Raw genomic sequence first — 19828 nt, 5'->3', positions numbered from 1 at the left:
ACCAATTAATATACCCATGCCCTGCAAGTTACTCTTTGTCTGCCTTGGTAATATCTGCCGTTCTCCCTCAGCCGAGAACATCATGAATCACTTGATAGCACAAGCAAATCTTTCTGACCAAATTGTCTGCGATTCCGCTGGTACTTCCAGTTATCATATTGGTTCTGCCCCAGATCGGCGTATGACAGCAGCTGCCAAACGTCGGGGGATTGTACTCCAGGGCAAAGCACGGCAGTTTAATTGGTCTGACTTGGAAGAATTTGACCTGATTTTAGCTATGGATCAGCAAAACTACGAAGATATTATCTCTGTTGATCCAGCTGGGAAGTATAAAGATAAAGTAAGGCTAATGTGTGATTTTGCCCGTCATCACACCGAGCGCTCAGTCCCCGATCCATACTATGGTGGACCAGAGGGTTTTAATAAGGTGATTGATTTACTGCTAGACGCTTGCGAAGGTCTGCTGGAACAGGTTATTGAAGAAAATTACACCAAGACTAAGCAAAACTAAAAACGGCCAACTACTAATAATTATCAATGGTGAACTCAGCTTTGGTGCCATTGGTGGTGAACTGGATGAATTCATTTGATTAAATGCTGTTCTAAGGCGAATCGTAATAGTTCGGCTCGGTTACTCGTATCAGTTTTTCTGAACAGACGACTAACGTACTTCTCGATTGTCCTTGGACTCAGGTGTAGTTGGTTACCGATTTCGACATTGGATAAACCAGTAGCCAGTAAATTCAAGACTTGCTGTTCTCGCTTGGTCAGCTGTAGAGCATGAGCTTCAGTATTATTCCCTGATTGATGATTAATCTCTAGGGAGTTGAGTGATATAGATGCCGGTTGATCAACTGGGTCTTTTGTAGTCTGTGGTGATGAGAATCGTAACTCCGTATGAATAATTTGCGATCGCACTAGTAAACTTTGAATGACTGCACCTAATTCTTGCATCTCAAAGGGCTTAGGTAGGTAGACATCACACCCAGACTGATAACCCTTGATGCGTTGATTGGTGCTATTGAGTTCGGTTAAAAATACGACAGGTAACAACCGCAATGGGGGCTTCTGACGCACTTTTCTCACCAGTTCATAGCCATCTATTCGCGGCATATTAATATCTGTAACCAGAAGGTGAGGGTGATAAGTCTCAATCATAGACAGCGCTTGCTGACCATTTTCAGCAGTAATAACTGAATAACCTGACATTTCCAGATAATCGCTTACAGACAAACGAGTGCCCAGGTCGTCATCTGCAACCAGAATAATCAATGGCATGGGATAACTATAGTACTGACATTTAGCTAGATCCGCGAGAAGCCTCACATCTCAATGCTACGCCATGAGTGTGAGATGAATCCGCGACGCCAGCTCCGTCATAACTGTGTGGATATAGGAGTTGCCTGGTCAAATAAATATAGATACCTAGACAACAACATAGCTTAGGCTTGCTGAAAGAAGCACCCTTGTGATTAATTAGTCACTCACCACCCCCTATTGCCTAAACCAGCCACTACTCTGATAATCCTTGCATAGCACTTAACGCTTTCCCCAAGCGCTTGACACCATCAGAGCAATCGAGGCGATCTAAATGAACTTCGATAAAGGAGATACTATTGTGGTTAACTTTTGCTTGTTCTAAGGCTTGTTCTAGCTCACCTTCAGTACGCACTTGGCAACTCCAGCTATTTCCAAAAACCTGGGGTAACTGATGATATTTCCAAGGTTGAATATTGTTGTACGACCCTTCATGGATAGCTCGCTCAATAGTGTACCCGTCATTATTAATTAAGAAGATAATCGGGTTAAGTTGATGCCTAATAATCGTAGAAAGTTCCTGACAGGTCATCTGGAAGGCACCATCACCGACAAATACAATCGGTCTACGGTCAGGAACAGCCAAAGCGACTCCTAGGCAGGCAGGAACTGAGAAGCCAATAGATGTGTAAAGGGCCTGTCCAATGTAGTCGCTGTCTCCTTGGAGTACCAAATCAACGGTAGCAATTAAAGCATCACCAGTTTCAGCAATCACGATTGACTCATCATCAATAAAGTGAGTCATCCGCTCATAGAATCTGGCGTTGGTTAGCTTTTGCTGAGGTTGTGACTCAAAGCGTTTAGACAAAGACTCTATAGCTGGCTTGATATCCAAGACATCAGATTTTTTCTTCTGAAGTTTGGCAGTTAAAGCAGCCATGAAATCCGGTAGATACACTGGAGAATAGAAGTGGTGTTTGATTTTGACTTTGTCAGAATTAGCGTTAATTAATCGCTCTTCGGGCAGTTGGGCAGTGAAACCACCCAGATTAATGTCTGACATGAAGGCACCCAAGCATAAAATACAGTCTGCTGTTTCAACTCGTTGGCGTACATACTCCTGACTGAACGCTCCTGCATAACTACCAATGAATTGTGGGTGGCTTTCGGAGATGATTGACTTGCCTAACAGAGTGGTAGCGAAGGGATATCCCGTCTGCTCCAGCAGGTGGGTAAGTTGGTCTGCTATACCGTAGCGGTGGAGTTCAACCCCAGCTATAATAACGGGGTGCTGGGATTGCTCTAGCAAACTTACCGCCTCTTCAACTGCCTCTGATAAAGCGTGGATATCCATAATTGGGGTTTCTGGTAAGTCACGCTCCCCAGTAACAGGACAAGGTTGATTGACTAAGTCTGAGGGAATTTCAATGTATACAGGTCTGCGGTGGCGCAAACAAGCAGCAATGGTCTGGTCGATTTGCCTTGCCGCTTGACTAGGGCTGGTAAGCCTCACGGCTGCCACTGTAATTTTTTCAAAAATTTCCAGCTGTAGATTGTAATTACCAGCAGTGTGATGTAAGAGTAACTTCTGTTGCCGCTGGGAACTGTTAGGCGCTCCACTAATCACGATCAGGGGGACTAGCTCAGCGTAGGCACCAGCCACTGCATTCACTAGACTGAGTCCACCGACATTATAGGTAACGCACAACCCACCAACACCATTAAGCCGGGCATAGGCATCAGCTGCATATCCGGCATTGAGTTCGTTACAGGTGTAGATTAACTCTACAGAACTCTCTAGCAAGACATCCATCAGACCCAGGACGTAATCTCCCACTACGCCAAAAATATGCTTGACACCAGCGGCTTGCAGGCGTTGAGTAAGGTATTGACCGACAGTTACTACATCAGACTGAGCCATTGCACCTCTGACCTCTTTAATTAAGCTACCTTTATGGCCAGCATAACCAAAATTTTAAAAAACGTTAATTTTTTGTAAAAAACGTTACATTTAAGATATAATCTAACCTTTTATGCTTTCTATTCTAGCAAGTTTCTTGAGTTGACTAGGAAGCCTAACGTCTGTTTTGTTAACTAGCCTTTAAGTTGACGGTTGGCTGTCAATGATTAACAGTCAACTGTCAACAAAAAAGGTCAAATGTGTATTAGCTTATACAGCAGAAATTTTAAGACTACTTGGTTGCCCCAGATTTCCTTCTAAGACAATACCCCGCTGGTTATAAGCCAGATGACGCAGCAATTTGTAAATCCCTTCAATTTGGTCAGGGGCTCCCACTTTCTCAGCTAACTCCGAAATAGATATGGCAACACTTTCCTGGTGTAGTACCTCCATGACCTGTTTCTGTAAATCCAGAATGGCAGCGGCGGCTTTTTTACCCGCTTCTACCCCAGGTTGGTGATAAGCATTGATATTCACTAAGGATGCATAAAGACCAACAGCACGTTCATACAGGGCAATTAATGCCCCCACGGTTCTAGGATTGACCTGACGAATGCTTACGGTAATGGAATCCCGTTGATTTTCATACAACGCTTGCCGAGTACCTTGTAATAAACCTGATAGATAGTCTCCCGCAGTTACACCGGCTTCTACTTCTGGAGACTTTCCTTGTCGGTCTTCTAAGACTTCAATGAACGTGACAAAGAAATTGGGAACACCTTCCCGAAGTTGTTGTACGTAGGCATGTTGATCCGTTGAGCCTTTGTTACCATAAACTGCAATGCCCTGATAAACCATATTGCCATCTAGGTCTTTTTCCTTACCTAGAGATTCCATTACCAGCTGCTGTAAGTAACGGGAGAATAGCAATAGACTGTCTTTGTAAGGCAACATGACCATATCTTTCTCTCCCTTGCCATTGCCAGCAAAGTACCAGCATAGGGCAAGTAACGCTGCTGGATTGCTTTTGACCTCGGGGCTAACGGTAGCGCTATCCATATCTTTAGCACCAGCCAGCATCTGACGGATATCAATCCCTTGTAGTGAAGCTGGAAGTAGTCCTACAGCTGACATTTCAGAGGTACGTCCTCCTACCCAATCGTACATGGGAAAGGTGGCCAGCCAACCTTCGGATTTTGCCAATTGATCTAGTTTGCTGCCAACACCCGTAATGGCAACAGCCTGGGATGCAAAGTCTAGATTCTGAGACTCGTAGGCTGTTTTAACTTCCACCATGCCGTTACGAGTTTCTGGTGTTCCCCCAGATTTGGAGATGACTAATACCAGAGTGCTAGATAATCGGTCTTGGAGTCGGGTCAGCACAGCATCAATGCCAGCTGGGTCAGTATTGTCAATAAAGTGAATGGCTAAAGGAGGAGAGTCTGGCCCGAGGGCTTCAGCGACAAACTCAGGACCAAGGGCAGAACCCCCAATACCAATGGAAATAACATCAGTAAATTTTGGTGCCCTAGGGGGATGGATGGCACCCGTGTGGACATTTTGGGTAAAGGTTTCAATTTTTTCGAGAGTGTTGACAATGTCTTGTTGGAGTTCTGGAGTTGGGGCTAAGTCCGGGTCTCTTAGCCAGTAGTGACCGACCATGCGGTTTTCATCAGGGTTTGCGATCGCACCGTTGACTAGGGCATCCATATCCTTAAATGCCTTTTCAAACTTAGGCAGCATCGCCTCCACAAAGGCATCATCAAACCCCATACGGCTGATATCGAGGTAAAGCTCTAATCCTTCGTGGTAATAAAGCCAATCCTGATAGCGTTGCCAGAGTGCAGCGGCGTCCATAAGTAGCTCTCCAACTTCTTTTATTGTCCACTCACAAGTTTAAGGCAAGCACATAGCCTAAACTACCCCGACTGAGCTAGCCCTTGAGGTCGGGGCTATGGGCGATTGTTGCCAAAACGTTTTTTAGATTTTTGAGCAGGTCTTGAACCCAATCAACTTGTTGAAGCTAGAGGCTGCGGGAAAGTGATCGAATCCCGGAGCAACTTACTAGCCGCTAAAACTTCCTGTCTTGCCCATTGATCTGCTGCCAAGATATCGTCTAAGGAAGGATTGGAACAGTTATCAGCTTGGTGGCGATCGCATACAGATTCAATACAACGAGCAATATCCAAATAACCAATTTTCTCCTCTAGGAATAGGGCAACTGCCTGCTCATTCGCTGCATTCAATACCGCTGGCATCGATCCACCAGCCCGACCAGCGGCATCAGCGATGCCCATACAGGGATATTTCTGATGATCCGGTTCCCTAAACGTCAAATTACCAGCTTTCACCAAATCTAGTGGTTCCCAATCGGTATAGATCCGCTCCGGCCATGAGAGGGAATAGAGTAAAGGCAAGCGCATATCTGGCCAACCTAACTGAGCTAACATTGAGGTATCTTGTAGTTCAATCAGGGAGTGAATAATACTCTGGGGATGAATCACAATGTCGATGTGGTCATAATCCATGCCAAACAGGAAGTGAGCCTCAATCACTTCCAAGCCCTTATTCATCAGGGTGGCAGAGTCTACAGTAATTTTACGTCCCATTGACCAGTTGGGATGCTTGAGGGCATCAGCCACCTTCACTGAAGCTAACTTGTCCACGGACCAATCTCGGAAAGCCCCCCCGGATGCGGTTAGGATAATCCGCCGCAATCCCCCTGCTGGCACTCCCTGAAGACACTGAAAAATTGCCGAATGTTCTGAGTCAGCTGGTAGCAGCTTAATACCATGTTTTTCCACTAACGGTAGTACCACTGGACCACCTGCAATTAGAGTTTCTTTATTCGCTAAAGCAATGTCTTTACCCGCTTCAATAGCAGCAATAGTAGGCAACAAACCCGCACAGCCTACAATGCCAGTAACTACAGCTTCCGCATCACCATAGCGTGCCACTTCTACCACTCCAGCTTCGCCCCCTAAAATAATAGGTTGGGGGTCAAGGTCAGCAATTGCTGCTTTGAGTTCTGGCAATTTCTCTTGATCACGAATTGCGGCAATTATCGGTCGAAATTGCCGAATTTGAGCGGCTAACATTTCCACATTGCGCCCAGCTGCCAATCCCACTAACTGGAATTGCTCGGGGTATTGATTAACAATATCGAGAGTTTGGGTACCTATTGAGCCAGTGGAACCTAAGAGTGTAATTTTTTTCACAATTTTTTTATAATTACCAACAACTCCCCTATCATACCGGGGCAATGGGAAGCCTATAAGTCACTCAAGCCAATTAAAACGATTGCTAAAGTTTTCTTATAGTAATGGCAATTTGGCAACAAACCTTACTGAATATGGGTTTTGATAAAGTTTTACCCCTATTGTCAGTGATAAGCAAGCCTTATGTAGTCAATAACACAACGTAGACCGGATTAATGCGGCATCATATGGCCAAGATGTATATATCGCAGTTTTCAATTGGGTGAGGTGAGGTACAAAGTCCTGGGTTTTAGGGAATAGGGAGTAGGGAGTGGGGAGTACGAATCCCCCTGCCCCTCCTTAATAAGGGCGGAATAAAATTGACAGTACCTCATAAGTATGAGGAACGCCACAATTTATATATTCACAATTTATATATGATTGGGGTCTTACCTCTGAACAGGTATTATCAGTGATTTGAGCAAAAGGTTGCATGAAAATTGAGACACTGGCAGTGCATGCTGGCCATAATATTGACTCAGCTACAGGGGCAGTAGTGTCCCCAATTTATCTATCTACTACATTTGAACGTCAGCCAGACGGCAGCTACCCTCAGGGTTATAACTACAGTCGAGATAATAACCCGAATCGGGATAGTCTGGAAAAATGCCTATCTAAACTAGAGGGTGGAGCAGCAGCCGCCGCTTTTTCTTCTGGTTCAGCTGCTACCTTGAGTATCTTCCAGGCTTTGTCCCCTGGAGACCATGTAGTTGCACCTATAGATAGTTACACAGGAACTGGGTTTCTCTTGCGAGAAATTTTCGGCCCTTGGAATTTGGGGGTAACTTTTGTAGATATGGCTAACCCTAGCACAGTCATGGAGGCAGTTCAACCCAATACCAAGCTGATTTGGATAGAAACCCCTTCCAATCCGATGTTAAGGGTTACCGATATCAGCAAAATTGCCCATATTGCCCATAACCATAATGTCTATTGTGTTTGCGATAACACTTGGGCAACACCGATTAGCCAACGTCCGTTGGAATTGGGTGCAGATTTGGTTATCCACTCCACAACCAAGTATCTCGGTGGACACAGTGATGTCTTAGGAGGTGCGGTGATTACTAAGGTTGAGGATGAATTTTTTCAAAAAATTAAAACAATTCAGATGGCTGGCGGTTCAGTAGCCGCCCCTTTCGACTGTTGGTTACTCCTGCGGAGCATTCAGACCTTACCCTACCGCATGAGAGCTCATTCAGAAAATGCCTTGAAGGTGGCACGGTTTTTAGAAGAACACTCCCAAGTAGAAGCTGTTCATTATCCCGGATTACCAAACCATCCAGGACATAGAATTGCTGCTGCTCAGATGAACCTGTTTGGGGGTATGATTTCTTTCCAGGTGAAAGGAAACAGGGAAGATGCTTTTGCCTTTACTGGCAAGGTGAAGATATTTACACGAGCCACTAGCTTGGGTGGTGTAGAGAGTTTAGTTGAACATCGTGCTTCCATGGAATTTCCTGGTACCCGAACCCCAGACAATTTGTTACGGATGTCTGTCGGTCTTGAACATACTGATGATCTACTAGAAGATCTCGCCCAAGCTTTAGGTTAGCTTCTGGCAAAAGAAGCCCCACAATTCAGTGAAACGTGAGTGTTTGAATGACTGCCAGAAAAGGGTAGTCAAAATAGTCAATAGGAGTCGCAGTAATAGTTTTAAGTCACATAAAATAAGGCGACTCTTTTCAATGTTGTTTCTGCGACCACACTCACCCAACGCAATGCTCGGTACGAGCCGCTACGCGATTGGCCGTTGGCCACGCTAAAAGCGATCGCAGATGTGGTGCTTCTTTTGCTGGAAGCTAATCAATAAGCATCCTGTAATTCGTAGAAGTCCGGTGATATATAATCCTTCCGCAAAGGCCAACCCACCCAATCTTCTGGCATCAAAATCCGCTTCAGGTTAGGGTGTCCTTCAAAAACTATACCGAACATATCGTAGGTTTCCCGCTCCTGCCAATCAGCAGCTTTCCAAATCCAGTACACCGAGGGAACCTTAGGATTATCTCGCGGTAGGAAGACTTTTACACGCACTTCCTCAGGCTGATCAGTATTATCACTCACTTTAATCAAGTGGTAAAAGCTGACCAAGTCTGCCCCAGGACCAAAATCATAGCCTCCTTGACATTGGAGGTAGTTAAACCCATAGGCGTATAGAGCAGTAGCAATGGGAAGCAAGACATCTGGTTCTACTTTGAGTACCTCAACGCCTAGGTGATCCAACTCCATGAACTCATGCTCAAAACCGTTTTCCTTGAGCCATCCCGAGACTTTTCCAGCTTCAACTATCTCAGAGACTTGTGTCGTTTGCTCTACGGGTTTTGAATCTTCAGCCACGCTCTACCTCCTGCTTTTGATAGGATTTGAGTGCTGGTGGTACTGCTATTCCCATCCCCTCGGTCAACTGCTTGGGTGCAGTATAGCGCTCCTCTGATTGGAGGTACTTACCCGTCAAAATCTCTGGTACCACTTTCATGTTGTGAGTGGTGCTGTAGTAACGGTGGGTTTGCTTGAGCTGACCACGCTCCTGAATCGACTCGTTAGCCACCTTTTTGCGAAGCTTGACAATAGCATCCATGATTGCTTCTGGACGAGGGGGACACCCAGGTATATAGACATCCACTGGAATCAATTTATCCACACCACGGACTGCTGTTGGAGAATCAACGCTAAACATGCCGCCAGTGATAGTACAAGCTCCCATGGCAATCACGTACTTTGGCTCTGGCATCTGCTCATAAAGACGAACCAGTGCTGGTCCCATTTTCATGGTTATGGTACCGGCTGTGATAATTAAATCCGCTTGCCTGGGGCTAGAACGAGGAACCAAACCAAAACGGTCAAAGTCAAACCGCGACCCAATCATTGCTGCAAATTCAATGAAGCAGCAAGCCGTACCATACAACATCGGCCAGAGGCTGGAAAGCCGCGCCCAGTTGTAAAGGTCGTCTACTGTAGTTAAGATTACATTTTCCGATAGGTCTTGAGTGACTTGCGTTCGCTCAATCGGGTTAAGAATTTTGTTTGTTTGCTGCTGTTCTATAGCAGCACTATCTTTTGTAACATTAGATTTCATGACCATTCCAAGGCTCCTTTGCGCCAAGCGTAAACCAGAGCAACCACAAGAATTGCAATAAAAATTAGGGCTTCCACAAATGCCAGTAATCCCAGCCGATTGAAGGCGACAGCCCAGGGATAGAGGAATACAGTTTCAACATCGAAAATCACGAACACTAGGGCGAACATATAGTAACGAATGTTGAACTGAATCCAAGCACCCCCCACTGGTTCCATACCAGATTCATAGGTGGTGCGCCGCTCTGGCTCCCGATGGCTAGGTCGCAAAAGCTTGGAAGCCGACAAGGCTAGTAGGGGAACTAAGCTGCAAGCTAGTATGAAGCCTAAGAGATACTCGTAACCGCTAAGAACAAACACAATTGGTCAGTGCCAGGTAAAAACTGGCGTTAGTACTTCTTTACAAACTTTATTATAGGTGCTCTGCCCCTTTGAACGGTCCTCAGGGGTCAGTGGTTGGTTCTCAAAAGCCAATGACTACCATAGACTTCAATGTTGATCGTAGTTGAGGGTAATCGCTGTGCCTAGAAGACCCTAGCATTTCAAGGGTTGATCAAAAATCGGGTCAGGCATCTCGGAGAAACTCCTGAGCTTAAATCGAAAGTTAAGAAAATCTGACACTTAGTGTGTGATAATATTTTTTAACATAGTTATTAAGATTTGCTGCTTAAGCTTACAGAGCAATGACTGAACGAGCCCCAGAGCAAACCCTAGCTGAACAGGCACCCAGCAGCTATGAATGCCGTGCTTGTGGCTATGTTTACGATCCGACCAAGGGAGATAGTAATCGCAATGTTCCAGGAGGGACATTATATAAGGATTTGCCAGATGACTGGCGCTGTCCAGTGTGCAACGCTCCGAAAATTCAGTTTATTAATATTGGTGCTGTTAATGCCCCGTCTGGATTTCAGGAGAATCTTACCTATGGCTTCGGTGTTAACCGCATGACACCAGCACAAAAGAACCTTTTAATTTTTGCCGCTTTAGGATTAGGCTTTTTGTTTTTTCTGAGCCTTTACGGTTTGAACTGAAATCAGGGCAGTTGGCTTGTATGCGTGAACGTGAGCAACTGCTGGCATCACCAAAGCTTATATCTAGAAGCCATCGCCCTTGGTGGGGTCTGAAAACCTACGGAGAACGCTGCCATACTCAAGAAGTTCTGGGAATAATGAGATATTTGATGAAAACGCTGAAACAAATTTTAATATTACTGGCGGTGGCATTAATTTGTGTCAGCTGCAAATCTCCTTCATCCATAAGCTACAATCCTTGGGCGGTTATTTCCTTACCCACAGAAGCGACCATGCAAGACATTGGCTTTACGGGGGATCTTAGTCATGGATGGATTGTGGGTAGCTATGCCACAATTTTTGAGACTCAGGATGGCGGGAATACATGGGAACAGAAAGGCTTGGATCTAGGAGATGAAAATTATCGCTTCTCCTCTGTAAGCTTTGCTGGTGATGAGGGGTGGATTGTTGGTCAACCCTCGATCATGCTCCATACTACTGATGGGGGTGAATCTTGGTCTCGCATTCTCTTAAGTGAAAAGTTACCAGGTTCACCCAACAGAATCCTGGCTCTCGGACCCAACTCAGCAGAGATGACCACTGATGTTGGCGCAATTTATCAGACTAAGGATGCTGGGAAGACCTGGAAAGCACAGGTAGCACAGGCGGTCGGAGTAACCCGTAATATTTCCCGCTCTGAAGATGGTAAATACGTGGCTGTCTCTGCTAGAGGTAACTTTTACTCCACTTGGGATCCAGGTCAGAGTGCTTGGTTACAGCATAATCGTTACAGTTCCAAGCGTCTCCAGAATATGGGATTTACCCCCGATGGTCGTCTGTGGATTCTTGCCCGGGGTGGTCAGGTCCAATTTAGCAGTGCCGAAGACCTAGAACAGTGGGAAGAACCGATCTACCCGGAAGTTTCCAACAGCTTGGGGTTACTTGACTTAGCCTATCGCACACCCAATGAAATTTGGGTAGCAGGTGGCAGTGGTAATTTGCTTTGTAGCTTTGATGGTGGAAAAACCTGGCAAAAAGACCGGGATCTTAGGGATGTTCCCTCCAATTTTTACAAAATCGTCTTTGTAACACCAGAACAGGGGTTTGTCATTGGTCAGAAAGGGGTTTTACTCAAGTATGAGCCGCCTACCCAGGAAGCTTAGGGCTTGGAAATCCCTATGATCGATGGCAGTCAGTTTCGTTTTATCTTTCTACATCGAAGATGTAGAAAAAAACGGCACTTAGAACTATTATAGTTATGGAATTTTAAACGGTTGTTGGTAGGAGGAATCTACGATGGCAGGTACAACTGGAGAACGTCCGTTTGGTGATATTATTACCAGCGTTCGTTACTGGGTCATTCACAGTGTTACTATCCCAGCCCTATTTATCGCTGGTTGGCTTTTTGTGAGCACTGGTCTGGCTTACGATGCGTTTGGCACACCCCGTCCTAATGAATACTTTACTCAAGAGCGGATGGAACTACCAATCGTTTCCGACCGCTACAATGCTAAACAGCAAGTTGAAGAATTTGCTCCATAAGGTTTTTTAGATAAAGGCAGACAATCATGACTAGCAGTAATCCCAATCAACCAGTTTCGTATCCGATTTTCACGGTTAGATGGTTAGCGGTTCATACCCTAGCCGTTCCTTCAGTATTTTTCTTAGGCGCGATCGCAGCCATGCAATTTATTCAACGATAGGAGAAACAATTATGGAGCGGAATTCCAATCCCAATAGACAGCCGGTTGAACTCAATCGGACGTCTCTTTACTTAGGTCTATTACTGATTTTTGTGCTTGGTATTCTGTTTTCTAGTTATTTCTTCAATTAACTGATTTAACAGATTCGCCTAAATCTCCATCTTAGAGAAGGCTAGGATGTAGACGGGAAAAGACTCTTAGTTAATTCCCTGGTAATTTCCGGTTAATCGGAAATTTACTACTTTGCTCCTGAAACGGAGTTGGACAAAACCCTTACCACTAGGGAGGCTTTTCAAGGAAATTACTAGTTATTAAGACTAGTTATTAAGCCTTCTATCGTTAACTGCATCTAAAAAAAACTTGATTTAAAATTGGAGGTATAAGCTGTGTCTGGAGGGGGAAGAATTCCTTTATGGATAGTTGCCACTATCGCTGGTACTGGTGTGCTCGTAGTGGTTGGTCTTTTCTTCTATGGTGCCTATGTGGGAGTTGGTTCTTCGATGTAAAGTAGACCAATTTCTTTGGTTAACACCCCGGCGAGGTTCCCTCGCCCACTGGAAGGTTCACCAATAGAAAACGAAGTAAATCCACAGGTGCGCTCTTGCCATTAAGAATTTAATTCTTAATGGCAAGAGCGCACCTAAGGTTAGTAAACAGATAACAGATAATCGCTGGTTTAACTTGAGCTGGCGGTATTTTTTTTGGTAATTAGCTTTTAAGACAGCTTGGCGGATAGAGTCTGTTGACAAGATTAAAGCCAATTTAACTAGTGGGGGGTCAGAACGGGTGCATCAATGTGATGTTTGTGGATATTCAACAACTAGAGATCATGCCGCTGCTGTTGTCATCAAGCAGCGTGGTTTAGAACAAATCATTACCCAAGGACACTGGGGAGTATAAAACCTCTCTGCAGTCGGTCTGCCGGGGAGTGAGGTGGCTCAACCTAGGTCAGAAGCGAAATCTCGAAATAGAACAACTAGGATTGCCGAGTAGTAAGATTGGGAAGCCCAGACTGTACCCGAAGGGTCAGTGTGTGGAGGATGTCACATGTTTATCAAATCTTGACCAGCTAATTCGGCAACAGTAATAATAAAGCCCCAACTTCCAATAAACAAAGAAGACCAACTATCCCAGCTAACGGTTTTCCTGCCAAACCCGTTATCCAAATTGGTCCACTGCCTGTGTAAGCAATTAATTCAGCTGAGTCCAAGCAAGTTAAACCCCAAATCCAACCAGCATGTAGTCCCCATGCTAAACCCAGGCTGCCTCCATCCACCCAACGGGCTAGGACTAATACCATTCCCATTAGCCATAATCCTGGTAACTGAGGGATAGTATCTTTTTGTTCCCAAACTAGGTGTAACAGGGCAAAAATCCCACTAGAGATGGCTGCTCCTACCCCGATCGAATACTCCTGCTTTAGTTGATTTACTAAGAAGCCACGAAAGACTAACTCTTCTGTAAGCCCAATCCACAGACCTAATAACATCACTGGCAGTAATATCGGTACCAAACGCTGCCAATTTTCAGAATTCCAGCGCACCCAGCCTAGTGATAATTGCCCAGTAAATATTATGATTAAGCTGAAAATACCTACTCCTAGTCCCAATCCTAAAGACCCTAAAACGCTTAATTTCCACTCCAATCCGTAATCGGAGAAGGGCACCCCCTCTAGTTGAGAAGCTCCCCATAAAATTAGGGGAGCAATTAGGTAAAGTGCTGCGAGTAGTGGTAACTTTTGGCCTGGTGCTAAAGGTTGATTTGGACGCCACTTTAAAACTATAGCTATAGGGAGAGCTAGGGGCAGCCACAAAACTACCCAAGCTAGGAAAAAAGTTCCTACCTTCAAAATAGTAGTTGACGTCATTAATGACACAAACGACCCATTAGTTGCCTGATCAAGAATAGCCATTGGCGAGATTTGCAAATTGCTATCAAAGTTACTATCAAATTACTATAAGGTCTCAACTACACTACCATAAGCGGCTGCTTTTTTCCTATGCCAAGTTGCCTAACGAGAAAGTAAATCGGGCTGCTTAATAATAGCCTGGTGTACCGACTCCTCAGGTAGTAGAAAGAAGATTTTTGTTTCTACAGGTGCGACAATAACCACGCGAATTTAATTCTTAATGGTAAGAGCGCGCCTATAATGGTTTTCACAAAGCAAAGTAGAGGCAAAATCTGCCCCAGGGTTTGGATTTAAGCTCCAGGTTCTGGTGTGCCGGAAACGAAACCTTAGTAGAGTGGAGCCTTAGTTAATAAGTTTTGACCCTTTTTCTCATAGCCAGTCCCCTGTAAAGGCTCCACTCTACTTACGGTAACTTCAAACCCCACGGTACCTTTTTTAGAATGGCAGACAATCAACTTTAATAAAATATCTACCTTATTCGTTTCATAGACTCCCAGATCGTTAGACGAAACCGAGATGCACGTATCATTCTTTTAACAGGTTTTTACGTTGTCTATTTATATTCAGGCAAGTTGGTTGTCTGACTTCCTATTATATAGGACAGCGCTAGTTTAGGGATTACCGACAACAGAATAAAAAAATATCCATTGACGAATAAATTCGCCAAGCAAGCTTATATCCCCCGGATCAATCACGGGGGCTTTACCCATCACGTCGCCAATAAATTCTTCAAAGCTCACGTCCCCAAAGAATCTTCATGGGGAGGCGTCGCTCGCCCCACACTTTCGTTTTTCATCCCCGCTCCCTTAGAGACGGGGGTTTCAAACTCGCAGGATTTTCTGTAAGAAGGATTACTTCTTTGCGGTGCGACCCCGCGCTTTGAAAAAGCGCTAGGGAACACGCACTAAGAGGTGGCTTTCTTTGCTTTCTGAGTAGATACCTCTTCAGATTCAAACTCGCCATCCACCTGCTTAAGATGGATATGCTTGTAGCCTAGTTTAATTTCAAATTCATCACCAGGCTCTAATCCCATGGCATGAGTGTAGGTTGAACCAATAACAATTTGACCATTCTTATGGACACTCACACGATAAGTCGGTTCACGCCCCCGACCATCTTTTGTGCCTTCTGGATCCAGGGGAACACCCTTGGCTGCTAAAACCGCATCATAAAAATCTGTTAAATTGACGCGGGTCTGGTCTGTTTTAGTTATAGTGTAATAGCCGCAACGCTTGGCTGTCTCTCGGCGAGGCAAGTGTGATAGCTCTTTTACTTTTTGAAGTAATGCTTTACCAGTTAGGGGAGTAGTTGAAATCTCTGGCATAATCTCACGAGATATCCTTTAAACTTCAGAGTGGTCAAGATCATTAATAGCCAAACTTTGGCTCTATTAAAAATATATCGTTAAATCTATCTCAGTTGACAAGATATTTTGGATCATTTGTTTAAATCTTTACGTATTTCAATACTAACAGATCAGACAATCCCTGCCTAACCCTATAGGGGCAGTAATATGATAACTATGAAAATAATCCAGGAAACATACCAATAGGATTGCACTCTTACACCAGAAGTCAACTAGCGAGGGATTTTGCTGACCTAGGGAGTAGTGAAACAAGTATGGCCTAATTATCAAGAGGAACTACTTACCTCAACCCTAGTCGTGTTGGTTATATCATCCCTTAACCTTACCGATTATCCTTGTATATGTTGGAATACTCAAGAGCTTAGTTTTATGCAAGTTGATTTTAAAATCATTCGACAGACTCAAAACACTGCTCCACTACTCCAGACTTATAGGCTAGATGTCGAGAAAGGAAACACGATTCTGGAATGCTTGAATCGTATTAAGTGGGAACAAGATGGTACTTTAGCTTTTCGCAAAAATTGTCGCAACACGATTTGTGGTAGCTGTGGCATACGAATTAATGGTCGCTCGGCTTTGGCGTGTAAGGAAAATGTGGGCAATGAATTGGGGAAGCAACAGCTCCCAGATCAGTCTAAAATTCCGGAGATTACTATAGCACCTCTGGGTAATATGCCAATAATCAAGGATTTAGTCGTTGAGATGAGCAGCTTCTGGGATAACTTAGAAGCTGTAGATCCCTACGTCAGCACTGCTGCTAGGAAGATTCCCGAACGGGAATTTTTACAGAGTCCTGAAGAGCGATCGCTTTTGGCTCAGGCTGGTAATTGTATCATGTGTGGTGCCTGTTATTCTGAGTGTAATGCCAAAGAAGTTAATCAAGATTTTGTCGGTCCTCATGCCTTAGCTAAAGCACAGCGTTTGGTGGTAGATTCTCGTGATAATACCACAGAAAATCGTTTGGAGAAATATAACGAAGCAATAAAAGGAGTCTGGGGTTGTACCCGCTGTATGATGTGTAATGCGGTTTGCCCGATGGATGTGGCTCCTATGGATCAAATTGGTAAGATTAAACAGCATATTCTTGAAGGCATTGAGACCTATGATAGTCGTCCAATCCGCCACCGCAAAGTCCTAATTGATTTAGTCAAAGAGGGAGGTTGGATTGATGAGCGTAAGTTTGGCTTGCAGGTCCTTGGTAACTCATTTCGAGATATCCAAGGTTTGGTGAGCCTAGGACCACTGGGATTACGAATGCTAGTTCGAGGTAAGTTTCCCTTGAGCTTTTCTCCATCAGCAGGAACATCACAAGTGCGATCGCTAATTGAATCGGTAAAAAATTTGGAGTCTGAAGGATCTGAGCAGCCATGAGTTCTGAAACACCCAATAACAGTGAATCATCTGAGGAGTCTTTTAACCAACCATTACCAGCTTTTGGTTGGACTCCCTATGCTGAGCAAATCAACGGCAGGTTTGCGATGGTTGCCTTAGTTTGTATCGTGTTACTGGAGTTGCTCACTGGTCAAGGTTTGTTGACTTGGCTGGGTCTACTCTAAGGAATTTCCAACTACTATATAATGATCCCGAGCTTGAGATTTCTTGGCTCTTACCATCAGGATTGTTGACGGTTGACCATTGACGGTTATACTACCTCTGCTGGGATTTCCTCCTTGCTCTGACGAGGCAATTGTTACGGCTACACAAATGTAGAGACCTAGCATGCTAGGTCTCTACAAGGCTCTTGGCAATGAATTAAATCAATTAATTAAGGTAATTTAACCGGAGTATTGCACCCGGATTTGGGATCAGTTGTGTTAATTAGATAGATTGTGGACCGCTGCTATACGAAAGTAGGCATTCTATAGATTAGTCTAGAGATTTAAGCTGTCTTACCGTTGGGGAAAGAGCTATGGGGCTTTGGAGTTGCTATCTCGCCATGACTTCCTGCTAGGGGAAGGTCTTGCTTAGCCATAGCTTGGCTGATGTATATTTCCTGCTGAGGCAGTGGGATCACAATTCCCTCTTCTTCAAATCTTTCTTTTATAATTCGGCTGATGTCACAATAGGCTGTCCAGTAATCCTCTTTCTTCGTATATGCCATAAACCAAATGTTAACAGCATATTCAGCCAATTCCCCAGTGTCGATCCAAGGTCCTGGGTCTTCCAATACTAAGGGATGAGAGTTGGCAATATCCTTAAGAACTTGGATCGCTTGAGTAATACTATTGCTGTAGCTGATCCTTACGGTGAGGAACATAGCGCGGACGGAGCTACTGGTTTCGTTGGCAATAACATTACCCCAGATTGAGTTGTTCGGCACGATAATGATTTTATTTTCCACAGTATTGATGGTGGTGCAAACTAAGTTGACATCCTTAACCGTACCTTTTACCCCAGCGACTTCAATCATATCGCCCACGTCGAAGGGTTTATAGAGCAAGATCATTAACCCATTGGCAAAGTTACCGAGAGTATTTTGGAACGCAAACGCTACCACAAAACCAGCAGCTCCAATCATGGCCATTAGTGGACCAATACTGACCTCTAAAGCAGTTATACCTAAAAGAATACCCAGCAAAAATAATCCTTGGCGGGTTATCCTAACTACGAACTGACGCAGCATAGCTGACATATTCGGGAACATCCACAAAGATTTCTCGAGCACTGTTCCTACAATCAGGGAGAGGATGCTAAAGCCAGCGACGATTCCTAAAAATGTGCCAATATTATTCGCCCAGCGGATACCTCCTTCTTTAGACTGGAGCCAGCCGACGATGGTAATCCAGGTTCCTTCAGTGTCGGTGACGTCAACCTTAATCCCACTGATGGCATCAATGTATTTGTTGTACAACTGAACATCACCGCCTTTAGTTTCCAGCTCTTCGAGTACCACCTCAAAGCGATCGCTTAAAGCAGTGCGTTCCTCCCGCAGTGCAGTCATATTGACTAGCACTTGCTTTTTAACTTCGGTCTTGGCCTCGACTGCTTCTTCTAGGTCTTGTTTAGCGTTGTCAAGTCCCTGTTGAGTCTTTTTCTGCTCTTGTTCATCAGTAACGATTTTGTTGCTAATTGTCCCGATCTTATCTTGAACCTTAGCAACATCCTCGTTTGAGGTTTTGGCTTTATCTTTTTCCTCTTCAGTACCTTCAACTGCTTTATCAATCGCCCCTTGCAAAGTTTGATCTTGCTTGGTCTTTTCTTCTTCTTTGACTGCTTCTTCTACTGACTCCTGAGCTTTTTCGAGAGCTTCTTGTGCGTCTTCAGCAGCTTCTAAAGCTTTAAGGCGATCCTTAGCCGATCCCTCAGTCTCTATTTTTTCCTTAGTATCTGTTGCTTCCTCAAGAGCCTCTTTGGCATCTTCTAGGGCATCAACAGCTTCTTTAGTTTGTTGAAGCTCTCGATTTTTGCGCTTGACAGCAATTTCAGCATCGCTAAGTTCTTTAACTTTAGTTTTAAGCAAGAACATCCACGCCTCAGCTTCACTATCCAGCTCATCCTTAGTCAAGGGCTTGAGCATTAGCTCTAGCTCATCAATCGGAATAGTTGGATCCTCAGTTGTAATTGCTTTCTCTAAGACTGGATTAGTGGTCTGTTTCGCTTGGACAGGTAACCACCATGCCCCAACCATTAAGAGACTGCCAAACAAAATGCTAATTTTCTTTTGTCGGTAACGAATCATTGGTTTTTCGTGTTAATAAAACGTTAATTAGGTGCGCTTGACTGTTGAGTGTTAACCAATGAAGATGTAACCTGTATAGTTTGGTTCACTGTTGAGTCTTAACCGTTGAGTGTCAACAGTTGCTCCCCCCATTACCCCCGAAGATCGGCAGAGCTGTAACATTGCTCGATTTAGACTAATGGGGGGCAGAGTAGCAGAGCAGCAGAGGCTAATTTTCCGCAAATATTCGGTTTTGACAGAATTTATCCCTTTATAATTCTCTGTATCTAACCCTAAAAGAAGACCCCGGGGGTAGTAAACACTCAACAGTCAACAAGGTATAGATAGCTTTTTATTGCTTCAAATCGAGCCATGTCCTTATTGTTGCCCAATATTTTCCATCAATAAACATCTTGAACAAAAATTTTGCAAAATCTTTGCTGAATACTGACTCCGCTTTTATCACATCTTTATTTCCCTGGCTGATAATTAATTCTTCATGGCTGCCATCATCCATAGCTTATTTATCGGTAATGGTATATTTACCAGCCGCATTTGGTATAATTAGCTTCTGTGAAATTCGGTAAAACCCTTTATTTGAATATAAATTATTATCGATTACTTAAATAATCTAGCCAAACTATTAGGGAGTAGGGAGTAGGGAGTAGGGAGTAGGGAGTAGGGAGTAGGGAGTAG

Annotated in this window: 23 protein-coding genes; 10 read left to right on the top strand and 13 right to left on the bottom strand. The window is 44.3% G+C overall.

Features of this window, described 5'->3' with window-relative positions; translation table 11 throughout:
- The first annotated feature begins 16 nt into the window (after window positions 1–16).
- Window positions 17–511 (top strand): low molecular weight protein-tyrosine-phosphatase, encoded by a 495-nt coding sequence (locus AC4II3_RS16960; RefSeq protein ID WP_488010188.1) that lies wholly within the window; start codon window positions 17–19, stop codon window positions 509–511.
- A 71-nt stretch (window positions 512–582) separates the two neighbouring features.
- Here the strand turns inward: AC4II3_RS16960 and AC4II3_RS16955 are convergent, their stop codons facing one another.
- The 4 genes from AC4II3_RS16955 to dxr all read right to left on the bottom strand — a co-directional run bounded on the left by AC4II3_RS16955 (window position 583) and on the right by dxr (window position 6375).
- Window positions 583–1278, bottom strand: a complete 696-nt coding sequence (locus AC4II3_RS16955; protein ID WP_488010189.1) for a response regulator transcription factor — start codon at window positions 1276–1278, stop codon at window positions 583–585.
- A gap of 235 nt (window positions 1279–1513) precedes the next feature.
- Window positions 1514–3178, bottom strand: coding sequence for an alpha-keto acid decarboxylase family protein (locus tag AC4II3_RS16950; protein ID WP_488010190.1), 1665 nt, complete (start codon window positions 3176–3178; stop codon window positions 1514–1516).
- Window positions 3179–3427: 249 nt separating this feature from the next.
- Window positions 3428–5014, bottom strand: a complete 1587-nt coding sequence (locus tag AC4II3_RS16945) for a glucose-6-phosphate isomerase (RefSeq protein WP_488010191.1) — start codon at window positions 5012–5014, stop codon at window positions 3428–3430.
- A 152-nt stretch (window positions 5015–5166) separates the two neighbouring features.
- Window positions 5167–6375 (bottom strand): 1-deoxy-D-xylulose-5-phosphate reductoisomerase, encoded by a 1209-nt coding sequence (gene dxr, locus AC4II3_RS16940; RefSeq protein WP_488010192.1) that lies wholly within the window; start codon window positions 6373–6375, stop codon window positions 5167–5169.
- Window positions 6376–6847: 472 nt separating this feature from the next.
- Between dxr and AC4II3_RS16935 the strand changes: the two genes are divergently transcribed.
- On the top strand, window positions 6848–7966 hold the full coding sequence (locus AC4II3_RS16935) for a trans-sulfuration enzyme family protein (protein ID WP_488010193.1): 1119 nt from the start codon (window positions 6848–6850) through the stop codon (window positions 7964–7966).
- Window positions 7967–8217: 251 nt separating this feature from the next.
- On the opposite strand, the gene AC4II3_RS16930 is transcribed toward AC4II3_RS16935, so the two are convergent.
- From AC4II3_RS16930 to ndhC, 3 genes are read right to left on the bottom strand one after another with little or no spacing between them, the layout of a single operon-like run.
- Complete coding sequence (locus AC4II3_RS16930) at window positions 8218–8748, bottom strand: NAD(P)H-quinone oxidoreductase subunit J (protein WP_488010194.1); 531 nt, start codon at window positions 8746–8748, stop codon at window positions 8218–8220.
- The gene (ndhK, locus tag AC4II3_RS16925; RefSeq protein WP_488010195.1) at window positions 8741–9487 is read right to left on the bottom strand and encodes a photosynthetic/respiratory NAD(P)H-quinone oxidoreductase subunit K; all 747 of its coding nucleotides are present in this window, start codon (window positions 9485–9487) and stop codon (window positions 8741–8743) included. Before ndhK ends, AC4II3_RS16930 begins: the two co-directional genes overlap by 8 nt.
- Window positions 9484–9846 carry a photosynthetic/respiratory NAD(P)H-quinone oxidoreductase subunit C gene (ndhC, locus tag AC4II3_RS16920; protein ID WP_070391734.1) on the bottom strand — a complete coding sequence of 121 codons (363 nt, stop codon included), beginning with the start codon at window positions 9844–9846 and terminating at the stop codon, window positions 9484–9486. The genes ndhK and ndhC overlap by 4 nt, the downstream gene beginning before the upstream one ends.
- Window positions 9847–10169: 323 nt before the next feature.
- Here ndhC and AC4II3_RS16915 point away from each other — a divergent pair, with 323 nt between their 5' ends.
- From AC4II3_RS16915 to AC4II3_RS16890, 6 genes are all read left to right on the top strand, one after another.
- Entirely contained in the window at window positions 10170–10517 is a 348-nt protein-coding gene (locus AC4II3_RS16915; protein ID WP_488010196.1) for a rubredoxin, read from the top strand.
- 137 nt (window positions 10518–10654) lie between these two features.
- A complete protein-coding gene (locus AC4II3_RS16910; protein ID WP_488010199.1) occupies window positions 10655–11659 on the top strand; it encodes a photosynthesis system II assembly factor Ycf48 in 1005 nt (334 codons plus the stop codon).
- Window positions 11660–11792: 133 nt separating this feature from the next.
- Window positions 11793–12038, top strand: coding sequence for a cytochrome b559 subunit alpha (gene psbE, locus AC4II3_RS16905; protein WP_070391736.1), 246 nt, complete (start codon window positions 11793–11795; stop codon window positions 12036–12038).
- A 26-nt stretch (window positions 12039–12064) separates the two neighbouring features.
- Window positions 12065–12199 carry a cytochrome b559 subunit beta gene (gene psbF, locus AC4II3_RS16900; protein WP_075897540.1) on the top strand — a complete coding sequence of 45 codons (135 nt, stop codon included), beginning with the start codon at window positions 12065–12067 and terminating at the stop codon, window positions 12197–12199.
- 11 nt (window positions 12200–12210) lie between these two features.
- Window positions 12211–12330: a photosystem II reaction center protein PsbL gene (gene psbL / locus AC4II3_RS16895; protein ID WP_071986819.1), complete on the top strand. Its 120-nt coding sequence runs from the start codon at window positions 12211–12213 to the stop codon at window positions 12328–12330.
- 255 nt (window positions 12331–12585) lie between these two features.
- The gene (locus AC4II3_RS16890) at window positions 12586–12705 is read left to right on the top strand and encodes a photosystem II reaction center protein J (RefSeq protein ID WP_071986820.1); all 120 of its coding nucleotides are present in this window, start codon (window positions 12586–12588) and stop codon (window positions 12703–12705) included.
- 563 nt (window positions 12706–13268) lie between these two features.
- On the opposite strand, the gene AC4II3_RS16885 is transcribed toward AC4II3_RS16890, so the two are convergent.
- The 3 genes from AC4II3_RS16885 to AC4II3_RS16875 all read right to left on the bottom strand — a co-directional run bounded on the left by AC4II3_RS16885 (window position 13269) and on the right by AC4II3_RS16875 (window position 15432).
- Window positions 13269–14111 (bottom strand): CPBP family intramembrane glutamic endopeptidase, encoded by an 843-nt coding sequence (locus AC4II3_RS16885; protein ID WP_488010197.1) that lies wholly within the window; start codon window positions 14109–14111, stop codon window positions 13269–13271.
- A 608-nt stretch (window positions 14112–14719) separates the two neighbouring features.
- A complete protein-coding gene (locus tag AC4II3_RS16880) occupies window positions 14720–14848 on the bottom strand; it encodes a hypothetical protein (protein ID WP_488029788.1) in 129 nt (42 codons plus the stop codon).
- Window positions 14849–15012: 164 nt separating this feature from the next.
- Window positions 15013–15432 carry an AbrB family transcriptional regulator gene (locus AC4II3_RS16875; protein WP_488016259.1) on the bottom strand — a complete coding sequence of 140 codons (420 nt, stop codon included), beginning with the start codon at window positions 15430–15432 and terminating at the stop codon, window positions 15013–15015.
- Between the two features lie 411 nt (window positions 15433–15843).
- Here AC4II3_RS16875 and AC4II3_RS16870 point away from each other — a divergent pair, with 411 nt between their 5' ends.
- Entirely contained in the window at window positions 15844–16845 is a 1002-nt protein-coding gene (locus tag AC4II3_RS16870) for a succinate dehydrogenase/fumarate reductase iron-sulfur subunit (RefSeq protein WP_488016261.1), read from the top strand.
- Entirely contained in the window at window positions 16842–17030 is a 189-nt protein-coding gene (locus AC4II3_RS16865) for a chlorophyll a/b-binding protein (RefSeq protein WP_488016263.1), read from the top strand. Before AC4II3_RS16870 ends, AC4II3_RS16865 begins: the two co-directional genes overlap by 4 nt.
- Here the strand turns inward: AC4II3_RS16865 and AC4II3_RS16860 are convergent.
- The 3 genes from AC4II3_RS16860 to AC4II3_RS16850 all read right to left on the bottom strand — a co-directional run bounded on the left by AC4II3_RS16860 (window position 17022) and on the right by AC4II3_RS16850 (window position 19649).
- Window positions 17022–17195, bottom strand: a complete 174-nt coding sequence (locus AC4II3_RS16860) for a hypothetical protein (protein ID WP_488016265.1) — start codon at window positions 17193–17195, stop codon at window positions 17022–17024. The genes AC4II3_RS16865 and AC4II3_RS16860 overlap by 9 nt on opposite strands.
- A 158-nt stretch (window positions 17196–17353) precedes the next feature.
- Window positions 17354–19153 (bottom strand): mechanosensitive ion channel family protein, encoded by a 1800-nt coding sequence (locus tag AC4II3_RS16855; protein WP_488016267.1) that lies wholly within the window; start codon window positions 19151–19153, stop codon window positions 17354–17356.
- A gap of 331 nt (window positions 19154–19484) precedes the next feature.
- Window positions 19485–19649 (bottom strand): hypothetical protein, encoded by a 165-nt coding sequence (locus tag AC4II3_RS16850; RefSeq protein ID WP_488016269.1) that lies wholly within the window; start codon window positions 19647–19649, stop codon window positions 19485–19487.
- Window positions 19650–19828: the final 179 nt, after the last annotated feature.

The sequence above is a fragment of the Moorena sp. genome (assembly GCF_982860115.1).
The sequence above is the reverse complement of the archived record's forward strand: the minus strand, read 5'-3'. Positions and strand labels throughout refer to the sequence as shown.